We start from the raw sequence: 12,191 nt of genomic DNA on the forward strand, positions 1-12,191 counted from the left end.
ATGGGAAGCGCGACATGCAGATAAGTGGACGGGACAGCAGCCGCTATCAGACGTTCACCCGGCGGGCGGCGCTTCTTGCCGCTGCGCAGGGCGCGGCCTTTGTCGCGCTGGCCGGCCGTATGTATTATCTGCAAGTGCTGAAGACCGATCAGTACAGAATGCTGGCGGAAGAAAATCGTGTGGCGATGCGGCTTCTTGCTCCGCTCCGCGGCAATGTCGTTGACCGTTTCGGCCGTATCCTTGCGTCGAACCGGCAAAACTACCGCGCGATGCTGATTTCGGAGCAGACGCCGGATGTTGAGGCAACGCTCGACCGCCTGTCTCGCATTATCGAAATCAATGAATTCACACGGAAGCGTATTCTGCGCGACATTCAGCGCTCGCCGCGTTTCATGCCGGTGACGGTTGCCGAGGGCCTGACCTGGCGCGAATTTGCGCAAGTGAATATCAACGAGCCTGATCTGGCCGGTATTCAGCCGGATGTGGGTGAGACGAGAGATTACCCTTATGGAGAGGAGCTTGCGCATATCCTCGGCTATGTCGCTGCCGTTTCCGAAAAAGATCTTCAGCAAGCGCAGGGCGACCAGCCGCTCCTGAAGTTGCCGGGCTTTCGTATCGGCAAGGAAGGCATCGAAAAGACATATGACAAGGAGTTGCGTGGCGTCGCGGGGTCGAGCCATGTTGAGGTCAATGCTTATGGCCGCGTCATCCGCGAACTCTCCAAGGATCCGGGGAAACCGGGTGGCGAGGTTGTGCTTACGCTCGACATGGACGTACAGAAATTCGCCTGGAACCGCCTGAAAGGCGAATCCGCGAGTTCCGTTGTGCTCGATATTCACACCGGCGACGTTATCTCGTTCGTGTCGGCGCCCGCGTACGATCCAAACCAGTTCAACATGGGCCTCAGCACCCAGCAATGGGCCTCGCTGGTCGAGAATCCTTATAAACCACTGATCAACAAGGCACTGGCCGGGATGTATCCGCCAGGTTCCACTTTCAAAATGGTCGTCGCCATGGCGGCGGTGGAAGCCGGTATCGATCCCAATCATCGCATTGTCTGCCCCGGTCATTATTCGCTGGGGAGCCACGACTTCCATTGCTGGAAGAAGGGCGGGCATGGCGCCATGAACATGCACGATGCAATCAAGCATTCCTGCGACGTCTATTTCTACGACACGGCAAAGCGCATTGGCATCGAAGCGATTGCGGATATGTCCCGGCGTTTCGGCCTTGGATCGGTCTACGATTTCGAGGTGCCGGGCGAGAAGCCGGGACTGGTGCCGACACCGCAATGGAAGCGCGCTGCGAGAGGCGAACCCTGGCATCCGGGTGAGACCGTTATCGCGGGCATTGGCCAGGGGTACTTGCTCGCGACCCCGCTGCAGTTGGCCGTGATGACGGCCCGCATCGCCAATGGCGGCTTTGCGGTGACGCCCCGCTTGACGCGCGCCATTGGCGGCGAATTGCTGCCGATACCGCAGCCGGAACGTATTGGCGTAAGCGAGCGGGCAATTGAGGTCGCTCAGGGCGGGATGAACGCCGTTTCAAACGAAATCGGCGGGACGGCCTATCGTTCGCGTATTTCCGATCCCGGGATGGAGCTTGCCGGCAAGACGGGCACCGCGCAGGTGAGACGCATCAGTCGTGCCGAGCGCCTGAGTGGCGTTCTGAAAAATGAAGACATAGAGTGGCGCCAGCGCGACCATGCGCTCTTCGTCTGCTTCGCTCCGGTTCATGCACCGCGATATGCAATGTCGGTCGTAATCGAGCATGGCGGATCCGGCTCGGGCGCCGCGGCGCCGGTGGCGCGCGATATCATGCACGAGGTTTTGATCCGCAATCCGGTGCGTCCGCAAGCGACGGTCCCGCCGACGGGCGCCAAGACGGCGAGGGCAGGCTGATGCTGGATTTGCGCCGCCTGACAGGGCAAGAGTTGCGGCTCAGCGAAAAGCTGGTCGAATTCAACTGGGGCTTCCTGCTTCTTCTCGCGCTGATCGCGTCGATCGGCTTTGCGATGCTTTATTCGGTGGCCGATGGCAGCTTCACGCCCTGGGCCTTGCGTCAGGCGGCGCGTTTCGCCGCGGGCGCCTGCATCATGATCGTCGTCGCAATGATCGATTTGCGGCTTTGGATGAGGCTGGCCTATCCGCTTTACGGAATGTCGCTGGCTCTGCTGATCGCGGTTGAAATCATGGGCTTTACGGGCATGGGCGCGCAGCGCTGGCTCGATCTCGGCATCATTCAGCTGCAGCCTTCGGAGATCATGAAGGTGACGCTGGTGCTGGTGCTGGCGCGTTATTTTCACGGGCTGACGCTAGATGAGGTTTCGCGTATCAGAAATCTCTTGATCCCGCTGGCTCTGGTCGGAGCTCCCGTTGCGCTTGTCGTTCTGCAGCCCGACCTGGGAACAGCTATCCTTTTGGTCGCCGCCGGAGCCATTATCTTCTTCTCTGCGGGGCTGCGCTGGCGGTATTTCATTTTTGCCGGCGCGGGTGTCCTGGCAGCGATCCCCGTCATCTGGAGCCGGCTGCACGACTATCAGCGCAATCGCGTCTTCACGTTTCTCGACCCCGAAAGCGATCCGCTCGGCACCGGCTACCACATCCTGCAATCGAAGATCGCTCTCGGCTCGGGCGGCATTTTCGGCAAGGGATTTATGGAAGGCACGCAGAGCCAGCTGAATTTCCTGCCGGAAAAGCATACCGACTTCATTTTCACGATGCTGGGCGAGGAGCTCGGCCTGGTGGGCGGGCTGGCGCTCCTCACTCTTTATTTCATCGTGCTGATGTTCTCCTTCAATGTCGCGCTCCAGTGCCGCAACCAGTTCGGCCGCCTTCTCGCGATCGGCATTTCGATGATGTTTTTCTTCTATGTTTTCATCAATACGGCGATGGTGATGGGGCTTCTGCCGGTTGTGGGCGTGCCGCTCCCGCTCGTCTCTTATGGCGGCACGTCGATGCTGTCGCTGATGTTCGCCTTCGGGCTTTTGATGAGCGTCTATATCCACAGGAATCTGGAAATTTCCAGGGGCCCCAGCGCCTTCTGGTGAGGCTCTCCGAGCATCAGAAACGCGCTTTTGCAGGTGTTTTTTGCCTCGAGCGCGTGTCGCTGGACAGGCCACCGTTCCTTTGCTATTAGCACCGCTCCCCCACATATTCGGTGGCCGGGATGGTGGCCTCCCACCAGCCGCTCAGGCGGCTCGGCGGGCGCATAGCTCAGTTGGTAGAGCAGCTGACTCTTAATCAGCGGGTCCCAGGTTCGAGTCCTGGTGCGCCCACCAAATTTCCCCCGGGGATCAGTGTCTATTTTCGGCAAGCGGGACGCGTGGAGTGGACCCCCTGCCACGCCTCGTCCCAGCCATCGCGATGGCCGAGGCCCGGCATGACATGCAGCGTTGCGCAGCGCCGGTCGGCCAGACGGGCCATGAAGGCACGATTGATCGCTTCGGGAACGATGTCATCCTCTTCGCCCACATAGTGTATTTGCGGGATGGCCGCGAGGCGGATGGCGTCATCCGCCGGATTGAGCGAGCCGCTCAGCCCGCTGACCTGGTGATGTCTGGTGAATGCTGCCGTGTCGAGAGGCGAGGCGACGGTCTTGAGCCACGCCACGTCATGGCGTCGTGCTGCCAATAGTGCCGCGACAGTGCCGCCGCCGGAGTAGCCGACAAGACCGAGCTGTGCGGCGCCTGTTCGCTCCTTCAGCTTGTCCAGAGCCGCGTCGACGGACTGCACCACCGCTTCGCTGTAGCGAGCGTTGGTCCAGGTCTCATTGCCGCAATTTCGCCGTGCCTGGCCTTGTGTGTATTGGCACGGCCGGGCGAGGTAGGCGACGGCTGGTCCATTGTCTTTTACGGCTAGCTGCAGCGCGACGGGTGAGACAGGGGTCGGGTCCGGCGAAGGCTCGTTCCGCCTCGTCCATGCGAGGCCGTCTCCTTCCAGATAGACGATGAGCAGGCCGGAAGGCCGGTCGGCGCGGATAAGGCTGTAGAGGTCGAAATCACCGGCGGGGATCGTTGACGGCTCCATGCCTTGTGCCGCCGCCAACTTGTCCGCGCGGGCCTTGCGCTCGCCCGGGTCGGGCAGCGTGGTACAGGCCGTCGCGGTCAGGCCAGCCAGAAACAGAAGAAGTAGAAGAGGGCGGAGTGTCATGGGCGCTCGGCACGAAAAACGGCTCTGGAGCAAACCAGAGCCGTGTCTTCGTGCCTAGCGGAGATTGCCCGCGATCGGACAGAATCAGGAAGCGGTCGACTGACGCCGACTCTGCTGACCACCCTTTTGACCGGGCTTCTGGCCGCGATTGCCGGCGCCACCACCGGGCTTGCCGCCAAACCGGCGCGGTTTGCCCGGCTGGCGATTGCTGTTGCCGTTGCGGGGGCCGCCGCCATTGCGATTGCCTGCACGTTTGGCCATGGGTTCACCGGCGGGAACGGCTACCTGCTCGCCGAGCCATTCCGTGGTGTCCATAACCGTCAACGGGCGTTTCGTCAGCTTCTCGATGCTGCGAAGGTGCGAACGTTCGGAAGCATCGCAAAAGGAGAGGGCAATGCCGCTCTTGCCCGCGCGGGCCGTACGGCCGATGCGGTGAACATAGCTTTCCGGCTCGTTCGGCAGCTCGTAATTGATGACATGCGTGATGTCCGAGACGTCGATGCCGCGCGCGGCGATGTCTGTCGCGACAAGGACGCGTGCCTTGCCGTTGCGGAACATGTCGAGCGCGCGCTGGCGTGCGCCCTGCGACTTGTTGCCGTGAATGGCTTCCGAGAGCACGCCAGACTTGTCCAGCTGTTCGCTCACGCGGTTGGCGCAATGTTTGGTGCGCGTGAAGACGATGACGCGCGAAAGCTCCGAATTGTCGAGCAGCTTCGCCAGAAGCTCGCGCTTGCGCTTGCCGTCCACATGGAGAACCCGCTGGTCGATCTTGTCGACCGTCACGACTTCCGGCGTCACTTCGACACGTACGGGCTCGCGAAGGATCTCGTCCGCAAGATGCTGGATGCTGGAAGGCATCGTCGCCGAGAAGAGCAGCGACTGGCGCTGACGCGGCATCGCGGCAATGATCTTCCGCACGTCGCGGATGAAGCCCATGTCCAGCATGCGGTCAGCTTCGTCGAGCACGAGAAGGGACGTGCGGCTCAGATTGACGTGCTTCTGGTTCATGAGGTCGAGCAGGCGGCCCGGTGTCGCCACCACAATGTCTACGCCGGCCGTCATCGCCTTTACCTGGCGAAACTGGTTCACGCCGCCGAAGATGACCGTGTGGCGCAGCTTGAAATTCTTGCCATAGCTTTCAATGCTCTGGCTGATCTGAACCGCGAGTTCGCGCGTCGGCGCGAGAATGAGCGCGCGGGCTTCCTTGGGTTGGCGCTTCTCGTTGGCGGCGGCAAGTATCTGGAGTATTGGCAGCGCGAAAGCGGCGGTCTTGCCTGTGCCGGTCTGGGCGAGGCCCAGCAGGTCGCGGCCTTCCAGCAGGGCGGGAATGGCTTGCGCCTGAATCGGCGTCGGGTTGGTGTAGTTGTTGGCAGCAAGGGCGCGGCACAGCGGCTCGGCAACGCCAAGATCCGCAAAAGTTACAGTCGTCATATTAATCAGGTTCTTTCAAGTCAAACGTCGTGCGCCCGGCCACCATGGCCGGCGCTTAACGCGGGTTCTTGCCGCGTTCCAACGCGCTTGGAATCGGGAAGGGGTCGAATTGTTTCGGGATCAGGCGGTGCCGATAGGCAGCGCAAAGGCGCGCACACGAAAACAATTAGCCGTGACATGAGCCTTTCCGGCCGGAATGTCAAGCAAAGCGTCGGTTAATAGCCGAGTTTCAGGCGGGAACGCGCGGTAAATCGCGCCGGTAGAGGACCTGACGCCCCCGCAACAGATTGTCGCGGGGGCCTCAAGTGGGCATCATCGCGCCACCTGAAGCTGAAAGCAGCAGATTCGAATGATTACCGCCTACGTCCCTGCCGATAATTCCCTCAAGCCCGTCACCCTTGCAGCCGGCGAGCCAATTCCCGATGCCGCGGTCTGGATCGACCTGCTTCATCCGAGCGACGAGGAACTGGTCTTTGTGGACCGGGCCCTGAACCTCGACGTACCCACAGAAGAGGACATGCGGGAGATCGAAATATCGAGCCGCCTCTATCAGGAGGAGGACGCGTTTTACATGACCGCGACGATGATTACGCAATCGGACATGCCGCAACCTCTCAGCGTTCCTGTTTCCTTCGTCCTGGCGCATCATCGCCTGTTGACGCTGCGCTATGCCGAGCCGCTGCCGTTTCGTGTCTACGCGGCGCAAGCGTCCAGGCACAACATGCCTTGCGCGACGGGAGAGGACGTACTGGCAGGTTTGCTTGATGCCATTACCGACCGCATCGCAGATATTCTGGAGCGCGTGCAGGTGGATATCGAAACGCTCTCGCGCGAAATTTTCACCAGAGAGCACAGAGGCAAGAAGGATTACAACGCCATTCTCGCGCGTATCGGCCGTAACCATGCGCTGACGTCGCAGGCGCGTGAAAGCCTTGTCAGTTTCGGACGGCTTGTCGGTTTTGTAGCAAGGCCAAGCGAAGCAAAACTGACAAAGTCGGCGGAACGAGGGTTCAAAACAATCTCGCGCGATGTCACGGCGCTCAGCGATCATGCGAGTTTTCTCGCCAATAATATCGGCTTCGTGCTCGACGCGACGCTCGGGCTCATCAACAACGAGCAAAGCAGCACCATCAAGATTTTCTCGGTTGCCGCGGTTGTCTTCCTTCCGCCGACATTGATCGCAAGTATTTACGGCATGAACTTCGAATTCATGCCGGAGCTTGCCTGGAGCTACGGATATCCCATGGCGCTTGGATTGATGGTCCTGTTCGCCGTGCTGCCTTATCTTTTCTTCAAGTATCGCGGTTGGCTATGAACAGCAGTTCTCCCGCGCGCACCGAATGGATATGGATCCGCCATGCCGCGGTTCAGGGGCAGGAAAGCCGCTATTACGGCCGTCTCGATGTGGCGCCCGAGCCGGTAGACCCTGCACTTGCGGCGGCCATCGCGCGCCGCCTTCCCGCCGTCGCGGTCTGGCTTTCTTCTCCCCTTACGCGCACGCGGGTAACGGCGCTTGCCTTCAAGGCCGATGCCGATCCAATCCCGGTAGGCGATTTCAACGACCAGAATTACGGTTTGTGGCAAGGCCGCAGCTTCAATGACGTGTTCGCCGCAAACAGAACGCTCGACTGGGCAAAGCCCGCCGAAATTCTGCCCCCCGAAGGTGAAAGCTTTGTCGATGTCGCGACGCGCGTGTTTGACGGCATTGAGCGGCTGACCGCGCATTATGCCGGCCACACCATTGTTTCGGTCGCCCATGCCAATGTCGTGCGCGCGGCAATCGCCCATGCCCTCGGGATAGATCTTGCGACGGCGCTACGTATCGAAATCGCGCCGCTATCGATCACGCGGCTTGGATGCCGCGTCGTGAATGGCGCAGCGCAATGGAGCGTTGGCTGCATCAATCTGGAGCTGGCGGGATGAAGACGGACCTGCCGGATGCGGCGGATGTTCGCGCTGCGGCGGCGCGGATCGCCGGCGTGGCGGTCAGAACGCCGCTTCTCGAGTTTCCGGCGCTGAACGCGCGGACTGGCGGCCGCGTTTTCGTAAAGCCGGAGGTGCTGCAGCGGACCGGCTCTTTCAAATTCCGCGGCGCGTGCAACCGCTTGTCTCAGCTCTCGTCGGCTGAAGCGCCAGGCGGCATTGTCGCATGGTCGTCCGGCAATCATGCGCAGGGCGTTGCCGCTGCCGCCGCATTGCGCGGGCTCGCCGCCTGTATCGTCATGCCGTCCGATGCGCCGCAGCTCAAGGTCGCGCGGACGCGTGGTTTCGGCGCGGAAATCGTTTTTTATGATCGCCTGAAAGAGAACCGCGAGGAGATAGGCCGGGGTCTGGCGGCGGCGCGCGGCGCCATCATCGTGCCGCCTTATGACGACCCGGATATTATCGCAGGGCAGGGGACTGCGGCTCTTGAGATCGCGGAAGATGCATCGCGGCTGGGCGTCGGGCTCGACGCTGTGCTGGTGCCGGCTGGCGGCGGCGGTCTTGCGGCGGGCACCGCTCTTGCCATCGGCGCGCTGCTGCCGGATGCGAAAGTGTATTGCGTCGAGCCGGCTCAATTCGACGATCACGCGCAATCGCTGGCGAGCGGCGCACGGATTGAAAATCCTTCGGGGGGCCATTCCATTTGCGACGCATTGATGGCGCCGTTGCCGGGCGAAGTTACCTTCGCGATCAATGGCCCGCGCCTCGCGGGCGGCCTCTCCGTCACAGATGGCGAAGTCGAGGCGGCCATGCGTTTTGCATTTGAAGAAATGAAGCTTGTCGTGGAGCCGGGTGGTGCTGTCGCGCTTGCCGCGCTGCTGTCCGGTAAACACGATGCGAGAGGTGCCGCTGTCGCGATTATCCTGAGTGGAGGCAATGTGGATGCGGCGCTCTTCAGCCGTGTTCTCTCGGCTGGCTAGCTCCGTCCCGCTTCCTCTTCCCATAGGGCGATGCTGCGCGTGATATGCGCTTCCATTTGTCCAAGGGCATCGATGATCGCGCCGATCCGCTTGCCGGTCATCTCCTGGTAGGCGGACGCCATGAAGATGCCGCTGGCGTGCATTTCGATTTCGTCGCAGAGATCGGTGTCGGCGCCGCTGCCGCGCAGCGCCTCGCTGATTTCCTGGAGCCGACCGGCCGCATGTGCGATGTCGCCCGCCGCGCGGTTGGCCGCTTCGGCGATGGCCGCGAGTTCTTCCGTGCCGGTATCATGGTCGTTGCGCCGGCTGCCCGGCTTTATGGCTGCCATGGTCTCGCAGGCGGCCCCCAGAGCGCGGCGCATCTCCTGCATCTCGTGGTAGAGGAACCCGAAGCGCGCATCCGCCCGCGTCTCCCGCGCAAGATCGTAGAGCCGCTCTATGGCTCCAATGACTTCGCCGGTATCGGCGGCCCGGTTGCGCTGTCCGAATTCCTGGAGGAACCAGCGGCCGCGCGGCGTCTCAAGCACGGCCCGCTCGATGGCCGTATATTCATCCTCGGTCTCGATGACCGGCGCTGCGTGGCTCATTTCGGGCTCCGTGCCGGGCACCCGGCGGCTGGAAAGCCGCTATTATCGGGATGATTGGTTTCGCATTTGTTGATTTGGCCGGTGGCTGCTTGCCGTTCCGGGCCGGACATGCGAGGGAAACGGCTGCAAGGCAGCACGGGGCTTCGGAATGCAACTTCCCATCGATATCGAGACGGTCAAGGGCTTCATGGATGCGGCGGAGGGTAGGGCGCTCCACGAGGCGGCGCTGGATGCGTCCCGCCATGGCCCGGTGCTGGAAATCGGCTCCTATTGCGGCAAGTCCACCGTCTATATAGGCACCGCCTGCCAGCTTAATGGCGCGGTGCTCTACGCGCTCGACCATCATTACGGGTCCGAGGAAAACCAGAAGGGCTGGGAGCATCACGACGAAGCCCTCTACGACGCCGAGACGGACCGCCTCAACACCTTCCCGCTCTTCCGCCGGACCATGCGCATGGCGAAGCTCGAAGACACGGTAGTGCCGCTCGTTGCGCCGTCGGAAGTCGTCTCGAAGGGCTGGGCGACGCCGCTGGCGATGGTCTTCATCGATGGTGGCCACGGCATGGAACCCGCGCTCACCGACTACCGCCACTGGGCGCCGCGCGTCATGCCGGGCGGCATCCTCGCGATTCACGACGTCTTTCCCGACCCGAAGGACGGCGGCCGCCCGCCATACGAGATCTACAAGATGGCGCTGGCGTCTCAGCTTTTCGCGGAGGAGAAGGCCGTGAAGAGCCTGAGGCTACTCCGCCGCCTCGGCTAGGCCAGAAGAGCTCAGTCGCCGCCCTGATTTTTCCTCAAGGTTTCCGGAGCAACTTCTGCTAAGTAATCGAGATAGGCTTGCTTTGTTGGGGGGACGATGGAGCACCGCAGGGATCTGGATGGCGTGCGGGGGGTCGCATGCCTGTCGGTAATTTTGTTGCATACGGTTGTTGGTGCGATACAGGCGGAGGCCGGGTCTTCCTACGATCAGTTTCGCATCGCTATCCAGCCGTTCTTGATCGGCGGCGTGGATTTATTTTTTGTCCTGTCGGGTTTTCTGATCGGCGGAATCCTTCTCGATAACAAGGAGTCCACGAACTATTTTCGTACATTCTGGCGACGGAGAATCGGACGGATATTTCCTGTCTACTACGTGATGATTCTGGTTCTGATTGCGCTCTATGCTGTGGACTGGTTCTACAAAACGCCGCTCATCTCCGGTCTTCTCTACAACCAGTTGCCTGTGTGGGCCTACGCCACGTTCATCCAGAATTTTTACATGGTGTCCGAAGGCGTTTTTGGGAATTTCCTCGGGGTGACTTGGTCGCTTGCCGTGGAGGAGCAATTTTATCTCATCCTGCCACCGTTGGTATTCCTCCTTTCAAGAGGGAAAATTGTTGTCATCGCAGTACTGGCAATATTTGCTGCGCCTTTCGTCAGGACGATCCTCTGGCAGAATATCGATTGGCAGGCGAGCTATCTTCTCTCACCCGCGCGCATGGATACGGTGATGTGGGGTGTGCTTATTGCGTGTGCGGTGCGCAATGAGCATGTGATCTCTGTGCTCTCTCGCTTACGAATGGCGATTGGCATCATCATCGTTTTTCTCGCGGCTTTAGTTGCGGCGGATATGTTCAATTATGCCTCTGCGCCTTTGCTCGCAACCACGACCTATCATACGCATGGTTTGTTTGTGAGTACGCTCCGGTATTCGGCTTTGGCGATGATGTACGCCTTGATTATCCTGAGGCTGTATCTTCCGGGCGCTGGCGCTCTGAGATCTTTTTTGTCCAACCCAATTCTGGTCCGGGTAGGCCTGGTTTCCTATGCAGCATACATGTACCACCAGCTCATAAACTTCACGATCCACAGAGCTGTGCACGGTGGAAATCCACTCATCGCCGAGTGGCGAGATGCATACCTGCCGATTATTGTCCTCAGCCTGACGTTTCTTGCGGCTGCCGTTTCGTACTGCTATCTCGAGAAGCCGATCCTCGATCGGGCGAGACGCCAGAAATATACGTTTGAGGAGCCCCAGCCTCAGGCGCTACTCAGCCGCCTCGGCTAGCGTGCGCTCGGCGAAGAGATGAGCGGCGGGGGTCATGCCGGCGATGGCGTCGGTGGCGAGAATGACGGCCGCTGCCGTCCAGGCCGGTTTCTCGGCGGGCCATGCCACTTCATCGGCGAACTGATAGCCCATCCAGTAGGCGCCGCAATCGGCTTTCCACTGATGCTGCCATGAGAGCATCGCTTCGGCCTTGGCGCGCTGTCCGGAAACGAGGAGCGCCATGGTGAGTTCCGCGCTCTCGGCTACCGTCACCCAGGGCTGATCCATCACGCAGCGGCAACCCTTGCCCTCGGCAACGAAAATATCCCACTTGGCGGCGAGCCGTTTTCTCGCCGCCTCTCCGGTCACGACGCCCGCGAGGACCGGGTAATACCAGTCCATCGAGTATCGGTCTTTCGGTTCCCATGTGCGGTCGAAGCGGTGCGGCTTGTCGCGCAAGGCTTCGCCGAGCTTTGCGCGGGCTTCCATCCAGTCGCGCGAGGGATGTCCGAGTTCGCGGGCGATCTGCGCCGCGCATTCGAGGCTCTTGTAGATCGAGGACGAGCCGGTGATGAGCGCGTCGTCTTCCGGCGTATGCGGATCGTCGGCCGCCCAGCGGATTTCGCCATGCTCGCTCTGGTAGGAGAGGACGAAGCGGATGGCTGCCTCGACATGCGGCCAGATGCCGGCAAGCCATTTCCGGTCGCGCGTGACGAGATAATGGTGCCACGCGCCGGTGGCGATATAGGCGGCGAAATTCGTATCTCGGATGTGGTGGCCCGCGTCCTTTTCCTCGCCTGTAAAGCGTTGCTCCGTTTCGTCGAAGGGCACGGCGGCGCCGAGCTGGCCCCACCAGGAGCCGTCCTTCAACTGCGTCTCCGCGAGATAATTGAAGGCGCGGCGCGCATGTTCGATCTCGCCGAGCACCGTCAGCCCCATCGCCGCTTCCGTATGGTTCCACGGATCGATCACGCCGCCGTCATACCAGGGGATCGCGCCATTATCGCGCTGCAGTTCGAGAATGCGCGCACGCGAGCCGTCGAAGAAATCATCGGGAACGCGGTCGCCCCAGGTGAGATGCGTCATCTGC

Annotated in this window: 11 protein-coding genes and 1 tRNA gene; 8 read left to right on the plus strand and 4 right to left on the minus strand. The window is 61.2% G+C overall.

Translation table 11 applies throughout. From position 1 onward, the window contains the following. The first annotated feature begins 14 nt into the window (after positions 1-14). The 3 genes from mrdA (at position 15) to PLAV_RS12580 (ending at position 3,280) form a co-directional block, all read left to right on the plus strand. Positions 15-1,901 (plus strand): penicillin-binding protein 2, encoded by a 1,887-nt coding sequence (mrdA, locus tag PLAV_RS12570; protein ID WP_012111402.1) that lies wholly within the window; start codon positions 15-17, stop codon positions 1,899-1,901. Then, positions 1,901-3,049 carry a rod shape-determining protein RodA gene (gene rodA, locus PLAV_RS12575; RefSeq protein WP_012111403.1) on the plus strand — a complete coding sequence of 383 codons (1,149 nt, stop codon included), beginning with the start codon at positions 1,901-1,903 and terminating at the stop codon, positions 3,047-3,049. The genes mrdA and rodA overlap by 1 nt, the downstream gene beginning before the upstream one ends. 155 nt (positions 3,050-3,204) lie before the next feature. Next, a tRNA-Lys gene (locus PLAV_RS12580) sits at positions 3,205-3,280 on the plus strand. Positions 3,281-3,302: 22 nt separating this feature from the next. On the opposite strand, the gene PLAV_RS12585 is transcribed toward PLAV_RS12580, so the two are convergent. Then, positions 3,303-4,151 (minus strand): dienelactone hydrolase family protein, encoded by an 849-nt coding sequence (locus PLAV_RS12585; RefSeq protein WP_012111404.1) that lies wholly within the window; start codon positions 4,149-4,151, stop codon positions 3,303-3,305. A gap of 84 nt (positions 4,152-4,235) precedes the next feature. Beyond that, positions 4,236-5,582 carry a DEAD/DEAH box helicase gene (locus tag PLAV_RS12590; protein WP_012111405.1) on the minus strand — a complete coding sequence of 449 codons (1,347 nt, stop codon included), beginning with the start codon at positions 5,580-5,582 and terminating at the stop codon, positions 4,236-4,238. A 349-nt stretch (positions 5,583-5,931) separates the two neighbouring features. Between PLAV_RS12590 and PLAV_RS12595 the strand changes: the two genes are divergently transcribed. Genes PLAV_RS12595 through PLAV_RS12605 form a run of 3 tightly spaced genes read left to right on the plus strand, consistent with a single transcriptional unit; the run spans position 5,932 to position 8,485 of the window. Next, on the plus strand, positions 5,932-6,897 hold the full coding sequence (locus tag PLAV_RS12595; protein ID WP_012111406.1) for a magnesium transporter CorA family protein: 966 nt from the start codon (positions 5,932-5,934) through the stop codon (positions 6,895-6,897). Next, positions 6,894-7,505 carry a histidine phosphatase family protein gene (locus tag PLAV_RS12600; RefSeq protein WP_012111407.1) on the plus strand — a complete coding sequence of 204 codons (612 nt, stop codon included), beginning with the start codon at positions 6,894-6,896 and terminating at the stop codon, positions 7,503-7,505. The genes PLAV_RS12595 and PLAV_RS12600 overlap by 4 nt, the downstream gene beginning before the upstream one ends. Continuing rightward, the gene (locus PLAV_RS12605; protein WP_012111408.1) at positions 7,502-8,485 is read left to right on the plus strand and encodes a threonine ammonia-lyase; all 984 of its coding nucleotides are present in this window, start codon (positions 7,502-7,504) and stop codon (positions 8,483-8,485) included. The genes PLAV_RS12600 and PLAV_RS12605 overlap by 4 nt, the downstream gene beginning before the upstream one ends. Here PLAV_RS12605 and PLAV_RS12610 read toward each other — a convergent pair. Beyond that, the gene (locus PLAV_RS12610) at positions 8,482-9,072 is read right to left on the minus strand and encodes a hypothetical protein (protein WP_012111409.1); all 591 of its coding nucleotides are present in this window, start codon (positions 9,070-9,072) and stop codon (positions 8,482-8,484) included. The two genes, PLAV_RS12605 and PLAV_RS12610, sit on opposite strands and share 4 nt — an antisense overlap. A gap of 148 nt (positions 9,073-9,220) precedes the next feature. On the opposite strand from PLAV_RS12610, the gene PLAV_RS12615 reads away from it, so the two are divergent. Both PLAV_RS12615 and PLAV_RS19025 read left to right on the plus strand, forming a co-directional pair. Continuing rightward, positions 9,221-9,835, plus strand: coding sequence for a class I SAM-dependent methyltransferase (locus tag PLAV_RS12615; protein ID WP_012111410.1), 615 nt, complete (start codon positions 9,221-9,223; stop codon positions 9,833-9,835). Positions 9,836-9,931: 96 nt separating this feature from the next. Next, positions 9,932-11,122 (plus strand): acyltransferase family protein, encoded by a 1,191-nt coding sequence (locus PLAV_RS19025; RefSeq protein WP_012111411.1) that lies wholly within the window; start codon positions 9,932-9,934, stop codon positions 11,120-11,122. Here the strand turns inward: PLAV_RS19025 and PLAV_RS12625 are convergent. Then, on the minus strand, positions 11,102-12,187 hold the full coding sequence (locus PLAV_RS12625) for a hypothetical protein (RefSeq protein ID WP_012111412.1): 1,086 nt from the start codon (positions 12,185-12,187) through the stop codon (positions 11,102-11,104). The two genes, PLAV_RS19025 and PLAV_RS12625, sit on opposite strands and share 21 nt — an antisense overlap. Positions 12,188-12,191: the final 4 nt, after the last annotated feature.

The organism is Parvibaculum lavamentivorans DS-1 (assembly GCF_000017565.1).
GTDB lineage: Bacteria > Pseudomonadota > Alphaproteobacteria > Parvibaculales > Parvibaculaceae > Parvibaculum > Parvibaculum lavamentivorans.

Coding starts and splice junctions, on each gene's coding strand:
- PLAV_RS12605 (WP_012111408.1), top strand. CDS start 7,502: ATGAAGACGGACCTGCCGGATGCGGCGGATGTTCGCGCTGCGGCGGCG.
- PLAV_RS12590 (WP_012111405.1), bottom strand. CDS start 5,582: ATGACGACTGTAACTTTTGCGGATCTTGGCGTTGCCGAGCCGCTGTGC.
- PLAV_RS19025 (WP_012111411.1), top strand. CDS start 9,932: ATGGAGCACCGCAGGGATCTGGATGGCGTGCGGGGGGTCGCATGCCTG.
- mrdA (WP_012111402.1), top strand. CDS start 15: ATGCAGATAAGTGGACGGGACAGCAGCCGCTATCAGACGTTCACCCGG.
- PLAV_RS12625 (WP_012111412.1), bottom strand. CDS start 12,187: ATGACGCATCTCACCTGGGGCGACCGCGTTCCCGATGATTTCTTCGAC.
- PLAV_RS12585 (WP_012111404.1), bottom strand. CDS start 4,151: ATGACACTCCGCCCTCTTCTACTTCTTCTGTTTCTGGCTGGCCTGACC.
- PLAV_RS12610 (WP_012111409.1), bottom strand. CDS start 9,072: ATGAGCCACGCAGCGCCGGTCATCGAGACCGAGGATGAATATACGGCC.
- PLAV_RS12615 (WP_012111410.1), top strand. CDS start 9,221: ATGCAACTTCCCATCGATATCGAGACGGTCAAGGGCTTCATGGATGCG.
- rodA (WP_012111403.1), top strand. CDS start 1,901: ATGCTGGATTTGCGCCGCCTGACAGGGCAAGAGTTGCGGCTCAGCGAA.
- PLAV_RS12600 (WP_012111407.1), top strand. CDS start 6,894: ATGAACAGCAGTTCTCCCGCGCGCACCGAATGGATATGGATCCGCCAT.
- PLAV_RS12595 (WP_012111406.1), top strand. CDS start 5,932: ATGATTACCGCCTACGTCCCTGCCGATAATTCCCTCAAGCCCGTCACC.